Source organism: Halomonas sp. JS92-SW72, assembly GCF_003547075.1.
GTDB lineage: Bacteria > Pseudomonadota > Gammaproteobacteria > Pseudomonadales > Halomonadaceae > Halomonas > Halomonas alkalicola.
The window spans coordinates 1,607,010-1,621,754 of sequence record NZ_CP032147.1; the positions used below are offsets into that span (position 1 = coordinate 1,607,010).

14 protein-coding genes are annotated in these 14,745 nt (G+C 70.4%); 2 read left to right on the forward strand and 12 right to left on the reverse strand.

Going from position 1 to position 14,745, the window contains the following annotated elements:
- Positions 1–46: 46 nt before the first annotated feature.
- Positions 47–1,132, reverse strand: a complete 1,086-nt coding sequence (gene aroC, locus D1793_RS07540) for a chorismate synthase (protein WP_119021611.1) — start codon at positions 1,130–1,132, stop codon at positions 47–49.
- Positions 1,133–1,160: 28 nt separating this feature from the next.
- Positions 1,161–2,108, reverse strand: a complete 948-nt coding sequence (gene prmB, locus D1793_RS07545; protein ID WP_119021612.1) for a 50S ribosomal protein L3 N(5)-glutamine methyltransferase — start codon at positions 2,106–2,108, stop codon at positions 1,161–1,163.
- 125 nt (positions 2,109–2,233) lie between these two features.
- Between prmB and D1793_RS07550 the strand changes: the two genes are divergently transcribed.
- On the forward strand, positions 2,234–2,806 hold the full coding sequence (locus D1793_RS07550) for a Smr/MutS family protein (protein WP_119021613.1): 573 nt from the start codon (positions 2,234–2,236) through the stop codon (positions 2,804–2,806).
- A 1-nt stretch (position 2,807) separates the two neighbouring features.
- Here D1793_RS07550 and D1793_RS07555 read toward each other — a convergent pair whose 3' ends face one another.
- Genes D1793_RS07555 through D1793_RS07565 form a run of 3 tightly spaced genes read right to left on the reverse strand, consistent with a single transcriptional unit; the run spans position 2,808 to position 5,594 of the window.
- Positions 2,808–3,902, reverse strand: a complete 1,095-nt coding sequence (locus D1793_RS07555) for a patatin-like phospholipase family protein (RefSeq protein ID WP_119021614.1) — start codon at positions 3,900–3,902, stop codon at positions 2,808–2,810.
- Between the two features lie 31 nt (positions 3,903–3,933).
- On the reverse strand, positions 3,934–4,788 hold the full coding sequence (locus D1793_RS07560; protein WP_119021615.1) for an alpha/beta hydrolase: 855 nt from the start codon (positions 4,786–4,788) through the stop codon (positions 3,934–3,936).
- Positions 4,785–5,594: an alpha/beta hydrolase gene (locus tag D1793_RS07565; protein ID WP_119021616.1), complete on the reverse strand. Its 810-nt coding sequence runs from the start codon at positions 5,592–5,594 to the stop codon at positions 4,785–4,787. Before D1793_RS07565 ends, D1793_RS07560 begins: the two co-directional genes overlap by 4 nt.
- A gap of 225 nt (positions 5,595–5,819) precedes the next feature.
- Between D1793_RS07565 and D1793_RS07570 the strand changes: the two genes are divergently transcribed.
- Entirely contained in the window at positions 5,820–6,767 is a 948-nt protein-coding gene (locus tag D1793_RS07570; RefSeq protein ID WP_119021617.1) for an AEC family transporter, read from the forward strand.
- Here D1793_RS07570 and sixA read toward each other — a convergent pair.
- From sixA to D1793_RS07605, 7 genes are all read right to left on the reverse strand, one after another.
- Positions 6,764–7,240, reverse strand: coding sequence for a phosphohistidine phosphatase SixA (sixA, locus tag D1793_RS07575; RefSeq protein WP_119021618.1), 477 nt, complete (start codon positions 7,238–7,240; stop codon positions 6,764–6,766). The two genes, D1793_RS07570 and sixA, sit on opposite strands and share 4 nt — an antisense overlap.
- Complete coding sequence (locus D1793_RS07580) at positions 7,233–8,300, reverse strand: NAD(P)H-dependent glycerol-3-phosphate dehydrogenase (RefSeq protein WP_119021619.1); 1,068 nt, start codon at positions 8,298–8,300, stop codon at positions 7,233–7,235. Before D1793_RS07580 ends, sixA begins: the two co-directional genes overlap by 8 nt.
- Before the next feature lie 133 nt (positions 8,301–8,433).
- Entirely contained in the window at positions 8,434–9,876 is a 1,443-nt protein-coding gene (locus D1793_RS07585) for an NAD(P)(+) transhydrogenase (Re/Si-specific) subunit beta (RefSeq protein WP_119021620.1), read from the reverse strand.
- Between the two features lie 15 nt (positions 9,877–9,891).
- Positions 9,892–11,463: a Re/Si-specific NAD(P)(+) transhydrogenase subunit alpha gene (locus D1793_RS07590; protein WP_119021621.1), complete on the reverse strand. Its 1,572-nt coding sequence runs from the start codon at positions 11,461–11,463 to the stop codon at positions 9,892–9,894.
- A 172-nt stretch (positions 11,464–11,635) separates the two neighbouring features.
- Complete coding sequence (htpG, locus tag D1793_RS07595) at positions 11,636–13,540, reverse strand: molecular chaperone HtpG (protein WP_119021622.1); 1,905 nt, start codon at positions 13,538–13,540, stop codon at positions 11,636–11,638.
- Between the two features lie 104 nt (positions 13,541–13,644).
- Positions 13,645–14,115, reverse strand: coding sequence for a PaaI family thioesterase (locus D1793_RS07600; protein ID WP_119021623.1), 471 nt, complete (start codon positions 14,113–14,115; stop codon positions 13,645–13,647).
- Complete coding sequence (locus D1793_RS07605) at positions 14,108–14,617, reverse strand: PaaI family thioesterase (RefSeq protein ID WP_119021624.1); 510 nt, start codon at positions 14,615–14,617, stop codon at positions 14,108–14,110. The genes D1793_RS07600 and D1793_RS07605 overlap by 8 nt, the downstream gene beginning before the upstream one ends.
- Positions 14,618–14,745 lie beyond the last annotated feature (128 nt).

Sequence of the window (14,745 nt, forward strand, 5' to 3'; positions counted from 1 at the left end):
ATGCCTGGCAGTGTAGCAGTCCACACCCGGCCAGGCGGAGCCCCCCTCAACGCAGCACCGGGGTCGCTACCCGCACCTCGGCGTTCTGGGCGCGATGGCGCAGCAGGTGGTCCATCAGGGTCAGCGCCATCATCGCCTCGGCGATGGGGGTGGCGCGGATGCCGACGCAGGGGTCGTGGCGCCCCTTGGTGACCACCTCCACGGGGTTGCCGTGAACGTCGATGCTGCGGCCGGGCGTGGTGATGCTGGAGGTCGGTTTGAGCGCCAGGTGGGCGACGATGGCCTGGCCGCTGGAGATGCCGCCGAGCACCCCGCCGGCGTGGTTGGAGAGAAAGCCCTCCGGGGTCATCTCGTCGCGGTGCTCGCTGCCCCGCTGGCTCACCGAGGCGAAGCCGTCGCCGATCTCCACCCCCTTCACCGCGTTGATGCTCATCAGCCCATGGGCGAGCTCGGCGTCGAGGCGATCGAAGACCGGCTCGCCGAGCCCGGGGGGCACGCCCTCGGCCACCACGGTGATCCTGGCCCCCACCGAGTCCTGATCGCGGCGCAGCTGGTCCATGTAGGCCTCGAGCTCGGGCACCCGTGCCGGGTCGGGGCAGAAGAAGGGGTTGTCGTCCACCGCCTCCCAGCCCTTGAAGTCGATGGCGATGGGGCCAAGCTGGCTCATGTAGCCGCGAACGGTAATGCCTCGACTGGCAAGGTACTTCTTGGCGATGGCCCCGGCGGCGACCCGCATGGCGGTCTCCCGGGCGCTGGAGCGCCCGCCGCCGCGGTAGTCACGCAGGCCGTACTTGTGGTGATAGCTGTAGTCGGCGTGGGCCGGCCGGAACTGGTCCTTGATGTTGCCATAGTCCTTGGAGCGCTGGTCGGTGTTCTCGATCAGCAGGCCGATCGAGGTGCCGGTGGTGACCCCCTCGAAGACCCCGGAGAGGATCTTCACCCGGTCGGGCTCGCGACGCTGGGTGGTGTGGCGCGAGGTGCCGGGGCGGCGGCGGTCCAGGTCGCGCTGCAGGTCCTCCTCGGTGAGCGGCAGCCCCGGGGGGCAGCCATCGACGATGGCGCCGAGCGCGGGTCCATGGCTCTCGCCGAAGGTGGTGACGGTGAACAGCTTGCCGAAGGTGTTGCCGGACATGGGCGCTCCTCCTCGAAGGGATCGGGAATCAGGCGAAGGACGCCGCATGGGCGTCGAGTTCATCGGCGGTCAGGGCGAAGACCCCCAGGCCGCCGCGCTCGAATTCGAGCCACAGGAAGGGCACCTCGGGGAAGGCGGCCTCCAGATGGTGGTCGGAGTTGCCGACCTCGACGATCAGCACGCCGCGCTCGGTGAGGTGCTCGCGGGCCTCGCGCAGGATACGCCGCACGATCTCCAGGCCGTCGGCCCCGGCCCCCAGGGCCAGAGCCGGCTCGTGGCGGAACTCGGCGGGCATGGTGGCCAGGTCGCGCGCATCCACGTAGGGCGGGTTGGAGACGATCAGGTCGTAGCGGCCCGGCAGCGCCGCGAAGAGGTCGGAGTGCACCGCACGCACCCGCTCGCCCACGTCATGGCGGGTGATGTTCTGGCGGGCCACCGCCAGGGCCTCCTCGCTGATGTCGCCGAGGTCCACCTCGCAGGTGGGCAGGTGCAGGGCGGCGGCGATGCCGATGCAGCCGGAGCCGGTGCAGAGATCCAGCACCCGGGCCGGCGGCTCGTCGGGGAACCAGGCGGCGAAGCCGTGCTCGATCAGCTCGGCGATGGGCGAGCGAGGGATCAGCACCCGCTCGTCCACGTCGAAGGGGTAGCCGGCGAAGAAGGCCTCGCCCAGCAGGTAGGGCAGCGGACGGCGCGTGGTGATGCGGCTACGCACCAGGGCCACGATGCGCGCGCGCTCCATGGGCAGCAGGCGGGCGTCGAGCACCGCCGGGTCGACGCTCCAGGGCAGGTGCAGGGCGCCCAGGGTCAGCGCCACCGCCTCGTCCCAGGGGGAGTCGGTGCCGTGGCCGTAGAAGAGCCCGGCCAGGTGGAACTCGCTGGCCGCCCAGCGCAGGCAGTCACGCAGGGTGATCAGGCCGTCGCGCAGCTCGGTGTCGGGAAGCGTCAGGGTCGAGGTGGAGTCGTTACGGGCGGCCACGGGGCATCCTGTCGTTGTCGGGCGAATCGGGCAAGGAGGCCGATTGTAACCGCCGGGGCGGTTCACAGCCACGCCACGCTGGTTATACTGGGTCCCCTTCACTTCCCCGACTGGCCCCCACCGCCATGAGCCGAGACCGCCACCGCCCGGACGACGACGAGATCAGCGCCTTCCGCCAGGCGCTGCGCGAGGCCGGGGTACGCCGCCTGCGCACCAACCGTGCCGACCTCGGTCGGGCGCGGCGCGAGGATCCCGCGGCTGCCGAGCGCCGCGCCGCCGCCCAGGCCGCGAGCGAAGCCGGCGGCAGCGGACGCACCTCCGACGGACGGGTCGAGGCCGTGCGCCCCTCGGAGTACCTGGAGTTCGCCCTGCCCGACCTGCCCTGGCGCACCCGCCAGCGGCTCAAGCGCGGCCAGCTGGCCTGGGAGGCGGGGCTCGACCTGCACGGCTACACCCTGGAGGAGGCCCGTGCCGAGCTCGAAGCGTTCCTGCGCGAGGCCAGCGTCGAGCGACGCCGCTGCGTGCTGGTGGTGCACGGCAAGGCCTGGGGAACCACCAGCGACTACCCGGTGATCAAGAGCCATGTGAATGCCTGGCTGCGCGAATGGCCCGCCGTGCTGGCCTTCTGCTCCGCCGTCGAGGCCGATGGCGGCACCGGCGCCGTCTACGTGCTGCTGCGCCGCCGCGGCGAGGCCTGACTCATTCGCGCCCGTCCGGTTCGGGCGCGCCCGGGGGCTCCGGGGAGATGAGACCGGGCTGGACCGGGTCCACCACGATGCCACCTTCCCCGAAGCCCGGATGGCAGTGCCCCTCGTAGCGATCCAGCGCCTCCACCGCCAGGTGGCGCCCCAGCATGATCAGCGCCTCGGCGCGGTGGAACTCGTAGGCGCCGCACACCGTCTTGGGCACCTCGATCAGCACGTCCGGCGGATAGCCTGCCACCTTGTACTTGGCCAGCGCCGCCTGGGTGATATCGAAGGAGGCCAGTACCATGTCCAGCCGGCTCCACTGGCGGCGGCGCAGCCCCGCCTCGCTCTGGTCGCCCTCCTCCCCGTCGGCACTGCCGCCGCCCGCCCCCAGGCCATCGAACCAGCGGCCGGCGGCGCTGCGCACCTCGTCGACCCAGCCGCCGAAGTCGATGCCGCCGGCATCCCGGGCCTCTTCCCGGGCCTTCTCCCTGGCCGCCTGGTCCGGCGGCAGCAGCTCTTCGAGGGTCACCGGGCGCGGGCTGTGGGCGGTGACGTTGACCGCCATCACGAAGTCGGCGTGGGCCGAGACGATGGGGATGATCGGCAACGGATTGAGCAGGCCGCCATCCACCAGCACCTGATCGCCGCGGTGCACCGGCGTGATCACCCCGGGCACGGCGATGGAGGCGCGGATCGCCTCCAGCAGCGGCCCGCTCTGGAACCACACCTCGCGCTGGCGGGTGAGGTCGGTGGCCACGGTGGTGACGGGAATCGGCAGCTCCTCGATCCGCACGTCGCCGACCAGGGACTCCAGCTTCTCCATCACCTTGCTGGCGCGCATCGCCCCCATGGGACTCCAGGTGACATCGACCAGCTTGAGCACGTCGAAGTAGGCGAGCCGGCACACCCAGTCGCGGTAGCCCTTGAGCTGCCCGGCCGCATAGATGCCCCCCACCAGCGCTCCCATGGAGCAGCCGGAGATGGCCACCACCCGGTAGCCCCGGGCCTCGAGTTCCTCGATCACGCCGATATGGGCATAGCCCCGGGCCCCACCGCTGCCCAGCACCAGGGCCACCCGCTTGCCCTTACGCTCCGGATCACTCATCTCTGGCGCTCCTCTGCAGGGGGCATGGCCGTCATGCGAGCCACGCCGCGATCGACTCGGCCACCTCCCCCACGGCGGCGGGCTCCAGGTGGAGGTGGTGGCCGCCGGGCAACACCCGGCGCGCAAGCCCCGGCAGGGCGGAGCGCGCCACGCAGGCGCGCTCGCTCTCGCCGAGGATCCCCGTCTCCCCTTCGACCAGCAGCGTCGGGCAGCGGATGGCGGCCAGGCAGGCCATCACCTGTTCCGGGCAGAAGCGCACCGGCGACGGCCGGACCAGGCGGCTGTCGGTGCGCAGCCCGACCCGCCCTCCCGGGAGCGCCATCAGGTTCCTGGCCACCAGGGGGGCGGCGGTCTCGGCATCGATGGGCGTGGCGCCTCCCGCGACCCGCGCCGCCACCGCGGTCTTTTCATCAGGATAGTGCGGCGCGGGCGAGGGTGCGCGACGGTGGGCCAGCAGGCCTCGGCGCAGCTGGTCGGGGGCACGCTCGGCCTCGGTGGTCACCGCCCCCAGGCCATCGATCAGCACCAGGCGTTCGAGCCGCTCCGGCAGGGCCGCCGCGGTCAGGCAGGCCACGCCGGCTCCCATGGAGTGGGCCAGCAGGCTGAGTTGCGAAAGGCCCAGTTCGTCGGCGGCGTCGAGCACGTCGTGGCAGTAGTCCCACAGGGCGTAGTCGCCCGGCGAGTGGGTCGAGTGGCCGTGACCGGTGAAGTCCAGCGCCACCACCCGGATGCCGAGGCGCGCCACCAGCTCGGGCGCCAGCCGCGAGAAGCTGGCGGCGTTGTCGAGCCAGCCGTGCAGGGCCAGCCAGGTCGGCGCGTGTTCCTCGCCCCAGGCCAGGGCCGCCAGGCGGCCCTCGGCCAGCCGCAGCTCACGGGGAGCGGTCATGGCCGTGCCTCCAGCAGCGCGTCCAGGGTCTCGAGCAGGATCCGGCGGGCCTCCTCGGGATGCTCCATGGGGAACATGTGGGTCCCCGGCACCAGGGTCACCGGCACCCCATGGTGCGCGAGGCGGCGCCGGCGGCGCGGCGTCAGCAGGTCGGAGTCCTCGCCGGCGAGCAGGGCAAAGGGCACCCGCAGGCGCCTCGGCAGGTCGCCGAGATGGTCCGGCAGGTGGCAGAAGATCTCCACCTCCACCTGGGGGTCATAGACCAGCACCGCCCGGCCATCGTCGAGCAGGCGGGTACCGCCCTCCACGTAGTCGTCGAGGGCCTCCGAGGTGAAGCGACGAAACAGTCGGCGACGGCGCAGCGCATGGCGCATGGCCTCGCGGTCGGGCCACAGGGTGCGCCGCCCGCGGCTGTAGCGCGCCGGGGTCACCCGCTCCACGAAGCCCAGGCGCTTGGCGACCTTCATCGCCCAGGCATCCAGCCCCAGCATCAGCGGCGGGTCGAGCATCACCACGCAGCGGAAGCGCTCGGGGGCGGCCTCGGCCGCCATGGCCATCAGCACCCCGCCCATGGAGTGGCCCACCCCGATCACCGGACCCTCGAGCGTCTCGAGGGTATGCAGCAGCTCGTCGCGCAGCGCCAGCCAGTTGTGGCCTACCGGGAAGTCGGGATGGTGGCCGAGGCGGTCGAGGGGGTGCACATCGAAGCGCTCGGCCAGGGGGCCGAGGAAGCTGCGATAGCTCGAGCCGGGAAAGCCGTTGGCGTGGGCGAAGAGCAGGCGTGGACGATCGGTCGATGGGGTCATGGCGGCATCCGTGGTCGGGCGGGCGATGCCCGTCTGGCCGTAGCAGGCTAACGGGATTACCATGATTCGCCAAGTCACCTACCGGCCTGCCCTTTTTCTGGAGCCCCTGTGAACGCGACCCCCAAGCCCCCTCGTGACACCCGCACCCGCAACCGGATCTTCTTCACCGCCGTGATCGCCGCGATCCTCGTCGGCCTCTGGCTGGCCCGCTAGGGCGCCGCCAGCATGGAGCTCTCCGCCCTCTTCCTCCAGACCCTCGAGGTCACCCTGCCGGTGTTCGCCATGGTCTTCATCGGCCTGGGCCTCAAGCGCGCCGGCTGGATCGATGCCGCCTTCGTCTCCACCGCCTCCCAGCTGGTGTTCCGCGGCACCATGCCCGCCCTGATCTTCCTGAGCATCATCAAGGCCGACCTGGACGCGACCCTCAACCCGGCACTGCTGGGGTTCTTCGCCCTGGCCACCCTGGGCAGCTTCCTGTTCTGCTGGGGCTGGGCCCGGCTGCGGGTGCCCTATGCGGAGCGCGGGGTCTACATCCAGGGCGCCTTCCGCGGCAACTGCGGCATCGTGGGGCTGGCGCTGGCCGCCGGCATGTACGGCGACTACGGCCTCTCCGCCGGTGGCCTGCTGCTCGGGGTGGTGATCCTGACCTACAACGCCTTCTCGGTGGTGGCGCTGGCCACCTACCAGGAAGGCCAGAGCGCGGACTGGCGCAGCATCCTGTCGCACATCGCGCGCAACCCGCTGATCCTGGCCGTGGTGGCGGCCATCCCGGTGGCCGCCCTGGAGCTGCACCTGCCGGGCTGGCTGATGACCTCCGGGGAGTACTTCGCCTCCCTGACCCTGCCGCTGGCGCTGATCTGCATCGGCGCCACCCTGTCGCTGGGCGCCATCCTTGAGTCGGGCCGCCTGGCCACCAGCGCCAGCCTGCTCAAGATGGTGACGGTACCGGTGCTGGCCACCACCGCGGCCTGGCTGGCCGGCTTCGAGGGGCGCGAGCTGGGGGTGATGTTCCTCTTCTTCGCCAGCCCCACGGCGGCCGCGGCCTTCGTGATGGCCAAGGCGATGGGGGGCAACGCCGTGCTCAGCGCCAACATCATCGCCCTGACCACCCTGATGGCCAGCCTGACGATCACCGTCGGGGCCTTCGCGCTCAAGGTAGCGGGGTTGATCTAGCTCAGGTCAGAGGGCGTGGTGAAGCCCACCAGGCGGGCGCAGCCCGCGGCCCAGACGTCGGCCTCGAGCTCGGCGACGGCCGCGGTGGGAAAGCCGAGCCCGCGATCGGCGCGGCCCTCCACCAGCAGCCCGGTGAGCGCGCCCACCAGCGGCATATGGCTGACCAGCAGCCGCGGCCGCTCCGCGGGCCGGGCCAGCAGCCAGTCGGCCACCGCCGCGGGGTCGTCGTCGGGGGTGATGATCGGCAGCGTCTCCACCGCGGCGCCAAGCGCCTCGCCGATGATGGCGGCGGTCTGCCGGGCGCGGAGGAAGGGGCTCGCCAGCAGGTGCAGCCCGGCGAGGTCGCAACGCTCGGCCAGCCAGGCGGCCTGGCGGGCGACCTCCCGGCGTCCATGCTCGGTCAGCGCACGCTCGGCGTCGGGCCACCCCGCCCCCGCCTCGCCGTGGCGCAGGATCAGCAGGCGTTCAGCCATGCCGGCCTCCGGTCTCCCGGTGGGCCTGCTGCACGTCCTCCCGGGAGAGAATGAACTCCACGTCGCTGCTCTGCTCGCCGAGCATCAGCATGCGCGCCATCTCCTTGGCCGGCACCCCCTTGAAGAGCACCTGATAGAGCCCCTCGGCGAGCGGCATGTAGACCCCGTCCTGGCGCGCCTTGTCGCGCACCAGCCGCACGGTGTTGACCCCCTCGGCCACCTGGCCCAGGGCCTTCACCGCCTCGTCCAGGGTCTTGCCCTCGCCGAGCGCGTAGCCGACGCGGTAGTTGCGCGACAGGGCCGAGGAGCAGGTCACGATCAGATCGCCGACCCCGGCCAGCCCCAGGAAGGTCATGGGGTTGGCGCCCCGATAGACGGCGAAGCGGCTCATCTCGGCCAGCGCCCGGGTCATCAGCATACTGCGGGTGTTCTCGCCCATGCCCAGCGCGGCGGCCATGCCGGCGGAGATGGCATAGATGTTCTTCAACGCCCCGCCCAGCTCGACGCCATGGCGATCGTTGCTGGCATAGACCCGGAAGTAGTCGCAGCCGAGTGCCGTCTGCACCCGGGTGCGGGTCTCGGGATCGTCGCTTGCGATCACCGTGGCGGTGAGCTGCTTCTGGGCGATCTCCGAGGCCAGGTTGGGCCCCGAGATCACCCCGATATGCGGGAAGCCGGTCTCCTCCTCGAGGATCTGGCTCATCAGCTTGAAGCCCTCCTCCTGGATGCCCTTGGTGGTGCTGACCAGGATCTGCGCCGGGGAAAGCCAGGGACGCGCCTGGCGCACCACTTCCCGGAAGGCCTTGGAGGGGATCGCCACCAGCACCAGGCCGGCCCCGTCGAGCACCTCGGCCATGTCCGTGGAGGCGACCACCGCGGGGTTGATGGCATAGTCCGGCAGGTAGCGGCCATTGCGATGCTCGCGGTTGATCTGCTCGGCCAGCTCGGGGTCACGCAGCCACTGGCGCACCCTGGCGCCATTGTCGGCGGCGATGCTGGCCAGGGCGGTGCCGAAGCTGCCGCCCCCCAGCACCGCCACGTTCATCTGTTCCTCTGCCATGGTCGGCCCCGCCTGTTGGATTGAAATCGGGTTGGTGGATGAAACGGGGATTGTAGCGAAAAAGGGGCCCGAATCGGCAGCCGATTCGGGCCCTGCGGGCGATCCTTGCGGCCGGCGTGGCCGCGCATCGCCCCTAGTCGATCAGCGAGAGCAGCGAATCGATGCTCTCCCGGGCATCGCCGTAGAACATCCGGGTGTTCTCCTTGTAGAAGAGCGGGTTCTCGATGCCCGAGTAGCCGGTGCCCTGGCCGCGCTTGCTGACGAAGACCACCTTGGCCTTCCACACCTCCAGCACCGGCATGCCGGCGATCGGACTGTTGGGGTCCTCCTGGGCCGCCGGGTTGACGATGTCGTTGGAGCCGATGACGATCGCCACGTCGGTGCGCGGGAAGTCATCGTTGATCTCGTCCATCTCCATCACGATATCGTAGGGCACCCGCGCCTCGGCCAGCAGCACGTTCATGTGCCCCGGCAGCCGCCCGGCGACCGGGTGAATGGCGAAACGCACCTCCTTGCCCGCCGCGCGCAGCTTGCGCACCAGCTCGCTCACTGCGTTCTGGGCCTGGGCCACCGCCATGCCGTAGCCCGGGACGATGATCACGCTGTCGGCGTTGTTGAGGGTCGCCGCCACCCCGGCGGCGTCGATGGCCACCTGCTCGCCCTCGATCTCGGCCGCCGGGCCCTTGACCCCGCCGAAGCCCCCCAGGATCACGCTGATGAAGTTGCGATTCATCGCCTTGCACATGATGTAGGAGAGGATGGCACCGCTGGAGCCCACCAGGGCCCCGGTGACGATCAGCAGGTCGTTGGAGAGGGTGAAGCCGATCGCCGCCGCCGCCCAGCCCGAGTAGCTGTTGAGCATCGACACCACCACCGGCATGTCGGCGCCGCCGATGCCCATGATCAGGTGGTAGCCGATGAAGAACGCCAGCGCCGCCAGCGCCAGCAGGGTCCAGAAGCCGGCGCCGTTGAGGTAGGCGATCGCCAGCACCAGGCAGACGACCGCCGCCCCGGCATTGAGCAGGTGCCCCCCGGGCAGCTGGCGCGCCTTGCCGTCGACCTTGCCGGCCAGCTTGCCGAAGGCGATCACCGAGCCGGTGAAGGTCACCGCCCCGATGAAGATGGCGAAGATCACCTCCAGCTGGAGGAAGGTCAGTTCGTCCGGAGCCTTGGTGGCCACCAGGGCGGCGAAGGCGGAGAACTCCTGGTGCGTGGCATCGAGCGCGCGGGCGGCCAGCACCCGGCGCCGCTCCAGGTCGGCGTTCCAGGCCACGAAGACCGCGGCCAGGCCGACGAAGCTGTGCAGGGCCGCCACCAACTGGGGCATCTCGGTCATGGCGACCCGCTTGGCCACCACCCAGCCGATCGCCGCACCGATGGCGATCAGGGGCAGCATCAGCCAGTGGGCACCGATGCCGGGGCCCAGCGCGGTGAAGAGCACCGCCACCGCCATCCCGGCGATGCCGTACCAGACCGCCCGCTTGGCCTTCTCCTGATTGCTCAGCCCCCCCAGGGAGAGGATGAAGAGCACGCTTGCCGCGATGGCCGCGGCGGACACGAATCCTTGACTCAGCATCTCGACTCTCCGGGATCAGGACTTCTGGAACATCGCCAGCATCCGGCGCGTGACCAGGAAGCCGCCGACGATATTGATGGTGGCGATCAGCACCGAGATCGCCGCCAGCAGCATGACGATGCCGCTGCCCGAACCGATCTGCAGGATGGCGCCGAGGATGATGATCCCGGAGATGGCGTTGGTGACCGCCATCAGCGGCGTGTGCAGCGAGTGGCTGACGTTCCAGATCACCTGGAAGCCGACGAAGCAGGCCAGCACGAAGACGATGAAGTGCTGCATGAAGGAGGCCGGGGCGATCTGGCCGAGCAGCAGCATCAGCGCGCCCCCCACGCCCAGCAGGGTCACCTGGCGGCGGGTCTGCTCACGGAAGGTGGCGAGCTCCGCGGCCCGCTTCTCCTCCGGCGTGGGTGCCTTCTCCCGGGGCTTGGGCTTGGCCGCGGCGATCGCCTTCACCTTGGGCGGCGGCGGCGGGAAGGTGATCTCGCCGGCGTGGGTCACCGTGGCGCCGCGGATCACGTCGTCCTCCATGTCATGGACGATGGCCCCCTCCTTCCCGGGGGTCAGGTCGGTGAGCATATGGCGAATATTGGTGGAGAAGAGCAGCGAGGCCTGGGTCGCCATCCGCGAGGGGAAGTCGGTGTAGCCGACCACCACCACGCCGTTGTCGGTCACCACGCGCTCATCGGGCCGCGTCAGGTCGCAGTTGCCCCCCTTCTCCGCGGCCAGGTCAACGATCACCGAGCCCGGCTTCATGGCCGCGACCATCTCCTCGAGCCACAGCTTGGGCGCCGGCCGGCCCGGGATCAGCGCCGTGGTGATGACGATGTCGATGTCGGGCGCCTGCTCGCGGAACAGCGCCAGCTGCTTCTCGCGAAACTCCGGGCTCGAGGGCGCCGCATAGCCGCCGGTGGCCGCGCCATCCTGGCTCTCCTCGAAGTCGAGGAACAGGAACTCGGCGCCCATGGACTCGATCTGCTCGGCCACCTCGGGCCGCACGTCGAAGGCGCGCACCACCGCTCCCAGGCTGACCGCGGTGCCGATGGCGGCAAGCCCGGCCACCCCGGCGCCGATCACCAGCACCCTGGCCGGAGGCACCTTGCCGGCGGCGGTCACCTGGCCGGTGAAGAAGCGCCCGAACTGGTTGCCCGCTTCGATCACCGCCCGGTAGCCGGCAATATTGGCCATGGAGGAGAGGGCATCCATCTTCTGGGCCCGGGAGATGCGCGGCACCATGTCCATGGCCACCACCGTGGCTCCCCGGCCGCGGCAGGCCTCCAGCAGCGCCTCGTTCTGGGCCGGCCAGAAGAAGCTGATCAGCGTCTGCCCCTCCCTCAGCCAGCCGGCCTCCTCCTCGTCCGGCTCGCGCACCTTGATCACCACCTCGGCCTCGCGCCACAGCGCCTCGGCCCCCTCGACCAGGGTGACGCCCGCCTCGCGGTAGGCGGCATCGGAGAAGCCGGCGGCCTCGCCGGCGCCGGCCTCGATCAGGCACTCGTGGCCCAGTTTGCGGATCTGGGCGGCGCTCTCCGGCGTCAGCGCCACGCGCGCCTCGCCCCTGGCCCGCTCTCGGGGTGCTCCTATCTTCACGTCGCTCTCTCCATCGCTGACCTGGCGGGGCCCTGGCCGCCGCCGACTCCCTCAGCCTAGGCCACCGCGGCCCTCTCGTCCGTTGCCACTTTCGACGCGCGGCGAGGTGTCGCACCCGAAACGACGACGCCACCCCGGAGGGTGGCGTCGAATCACGGCCTGGCCGGGTCGGTCAGGCGGTGAGCAGGGCGTTGAGGCGCTTCACGTAGGCCGCCGGGTCATCCAGGTGCCCGCCCTCGGCGATGATCGCCTGATCCAGCAGCACGTGGGCCAGGTCGGTGAAGGCGTCGCCCTCGCCCCCCTCCAGCTTCGCCACCAGGGCATGCTCGGGGTTGAGCTCGAGGATCGGCTTGACCTCCGGCAGCGCCTGGCCGGCGGCCTCCATGATGCGACGCATCTGGAAGCCCATCTCGTGCTCGGGCAGCACCACGCAGGCCGGCGAGTCGGTCAGGCGGTGGGTCACCTTGACCGCCTGGACCTGGTCGCCCAGCGCCTCCTTGACCCGCTTGACCAGCTCCTCCTTGGCCTTGGCGGTCTCCTCCTGGGCCTTCTTTTCCTCCTCACCCTCGATCTCGCCGAGGTCGAGCTCGCCCTTGGCCACGTCGACGAAGCCCTTGCCCTCGAACTCGTGGAGATGGCTCATCAGCCACTCGTCGATGCGGTCATGCAGCAGCAGCACCTCGATGCCCTTCTTGCGGAAGATCTCCAGGTGGGGGCTGGACTTGGCCGCGTTGAAGCCGTCGGCGACGATGTAATAGATCTTCTGCTGCCCCTCCGGCATGCGCGACACGTAGTCGGCCAGGGACTGGTCCTGGGTGGCGCTGTCGGTGTGGGTGGTGGAGAAGCGCAGCAGGCCGGCGATCTTCTCGCGGTTGGCGAAGTCTTCCGCCGGGCCCTCCTTGAGCACGCTGCCGAAGGTGTTCCAGAAGCGCTGATAGGCCTCGCCGTCCTTGGCCAGCTTCTTGAGCATGTCCAGGGCGCGCTTAGTCAGCGCACTCTTGATCTTCTCGACCTTGGGGTCCTGCTGCAGCAGCTCGCGCGAGACGTTCAGGGACAGGTCGCGAGTGTCCAGCACCCCCTTGATGAAGCGCAGGTAGAGGGGCAGGAACTGCTCGGCGTCGTCCATGATGAAGACGCGCTGGACGTAGAGCTTCACGCCCCGGGCGCCGTCGCGCTCATAGAGGTCGAAGGGCGCGCGGCCGGGCACGTAGAGCAGGCTCGTGTACTCCAGCTTGCCCTCCACCTTGTTGTGGCTCCAGGTGAGCGGATCGCTGAAGTCGTGGGCCACGTGCTTGTAGAAGGCCTGGTACTCCTCGTCGGAGATCTCCCCCTTGGGGCGCGACCAGAGCGCGGTGGCCTCGTTGACGGTCTCCCAGGTCACCGTCTCGCTGCCCTCGATCTCCTTGCCCTCCTCGTCCTGGGCCTTCTCGACCCTGGGCATGCGCACCGGCACCTCGATGTGGTCGGAGTACTTGCGCACCAGGCTCTGCAGGCGGAAGTCGTCGGCGAACTCCTTCGCATCGGCCTTGAGGTGCAGCACGATCTCGGTGCCATGAGCCTCGCGCTCGACGTCGGCCACGGTGAACTCGCCCTCGCCCTTCGAGCGCCACTCGACCCCCTCGGCCGTGTCGCTGCCCGCCTTGCGGGTGCGCACCGAGACCTCGTCGGCGACGATGAAGCCGGAGTAGAAGCCGACGCCGAACTGGCCGATCAGCCGCGCATCCTTCTGCTGCTCCCCGGAGAGCTGCTTGAGGAACTCGGCGGTGCCGGAGCGGGCGATGGTGCCGAGGTTCGCGATGACCTCCTCGCGGCTCATGCCGATGCCGTTGTCACGCACGGTCACCGTGCCCGCCTCGGCGTCGTGCTCGATCTCGATGCGCAGCTCGCTGTCGCCTTCATAGAGGGCGTCGTTGTCCAGCGCCGCGTAGCGAAGCTTGTCGCAGGCATCGGCGGCGTTGGAGATCAGCTCGCGCAGGAAGATCTCCCGGTTGGAGTAGAGGGAGTGGATCATCAGGTGAAGCAGCTGCTTGACCTCGGTCTGGAAGCCAAGAGTTTCTTCGTGCGTGGCAGTGGTCATGTGTCCTGGACCTCGTCGACAGGTTCTGCGGCGAGCGGTGCCGCGGGGTGAATCACTGTCGCCGATATGGGGCCCCAGGCGCGCTTTTCAAGCCTTGCCGCGACTCATGTCTCGCCGCTGGCCGGCTCCCCCAGCACGAAGTGCAGCCGCGCCGTGGCCACCGGCAGCGCTTCGTCCTCCTGCCAGGCGCTGACCCGGACGTTGGCCAGGCGGCGCCCCTCACGCAGCAGCGAGCAGCGCGCGAAGGTGGGCACCACCCGGGCGGTGCGCAGGTAGTCGATGGAGAGGTCGACGATGCGCGGCAGGCGGGGCTCCCGGGCGGCCAGCAGCAGGTCGAGGGTCGCGGCGGTCTCCATGAAGGCGGCCACCACCCCGCCATGCAGCGCCGGCAGCAGCACGTTGCCGACGTTGCCGGCAGCGGGCTCGAGCCGGAAGCGCAGCCCCTCGCCGCCGGGGTCCGGCTCGGCGCACACCCCGATGCGGCGCGCATAGGGAATCAGCGCCAGCCAGGCCGCCACATCGCCCTCGGTGCGGGTGCGCTCGAGCCACGCCACGTCATCGAACCCTTCAGGCATCGCGGCTCTCCTCGTCATGCTCGTCGGCAAACAGCGCCTCGGCGAAGCCGGGCGGCGTATTGCGCGGCCCCAGCCGCACGAAGTTGCCGATGCCCCGGGTCACCGGCTTGCCCTCCTCCTGCCACAGGGTTCCCTCGGTGAAGACCACCGAGGCGGTGACCCCGACCACCCGCGCCTCGGCATGGAGCACCAGGCCCGCCACCGCCGGGCGGAAGTGGTCCACCCGCAGGTCCAGGGTCGGACACACCTCCGGCGCCGGCAGCCCGCGCAGCACGGCGCTACCGCAGGCGGTGTCCAGCAGCATGGTCAGCACCCCGCCATGGACCAGCCCGCGGGAGGCATCGCCCAGCAGGTCGTCGCACCAGGGCAGACGCATGCGGACGGCCTCGGCGTCGGCCGTAAGCACCTCGAGGCCCAGTTCGCGGGTATGGGGAATCACCCGCACGAAGCGGGTCAGGGCCCGAAGCCAGGCCTCGGGGGATCGGTCGGCACAGGGCGTCACACCGGGGCTCCTCTTGGTGACACAAGTTGGTGGCGCAAGACATTCCAACAAGCGTTTGAAACGATCATGCCAGACTACCCGCGGGGCCGGCTGGGCACAAGGCGCCGCCCGTCAACGCAGCCCCCGCG

Excerpts from the sequence above, each read along its gene's own strand:
- aroC (WP_119021611.1), bottom strand. The coding sequence starts at position 1,132 with ATGTCCGGCAACACCTTCGGCAAGCTGTTCACCGTCACCACCTTCGGC.
- D1793_RS07550 (WP_119021613.1), top strand. The coding sequence starts at position 2,234 with ATGAGCCGAGACCGCCACCGCCCGGACGACGACGAGATCAGCGCCTTC.
- D1793_RS07555 (WP_119021614.1), bottom strand. The coding sequence starts at position 3,902 with ATGAGTGATCCGGAGCGTAAGGGCAAGCGGGTGGCCCTGGTGCTGGGC.
- D1793_RS07560 (WP_119021615.1), bottom strand. The coding sequence starts at position 4,788 with ATGACCGCTCCCCGTGAGCTGCGGCTGGCCGAGGGCCGCCTGGCGGCC.
- D1793_RS07565 (WP_119021616.1), bottom strand. The coding sequence starts at position 5,594 with ATGACCCCATCGACCGATCGTCCACGCCTGCTCTTCGCCCACGCCAAC.
- D1793_RS07570 (WP_119021617.1), top strand. The coding sequence starts at position 5,820 with ATGGAGCTCTCCGCCCTCTTCCTCCAGACCCTCGAGGTCACCCTGCCG.
- sixA (WP_119021618.1), bottom strand. The coding sequence starts at position 7,240 with ATGGCTGAACGCCTGCTGATCCTGCGCCACGGCGAGGCGGGGGCGGGG.
- D1793_RS07580 (WP_119021619.1), bottom strand. The coding sequence starts at position 8,300 with ATGGCAGAGGAACAGATGAACGTGGCGGTGCTGGGGGGCGGCAGCTTC.
- D1793_RS07585 (WP_119021620.1), bottom strand. The coding sequence starts at position 9,876 with ATGCTGAGTCAAGGATTCGTGTCCGCCGCGGCCATCGCGGCAAGCGTG.
- htpG (WP_119021622.1), bottom strand. The coding sequence starts at position 13,540 with ATGACCACTGCCACGCACGAAGAAACTCTTGGCTTCCAGACCGAGGTC.
- D1793_RS07600 (WP_119021623.1), bottom strand. The coding sequence starts at position 14,115 with ATGCCTGAAGGGTTCGATGACGTGGCGTGGCTCGAGCGCACCCGCACC.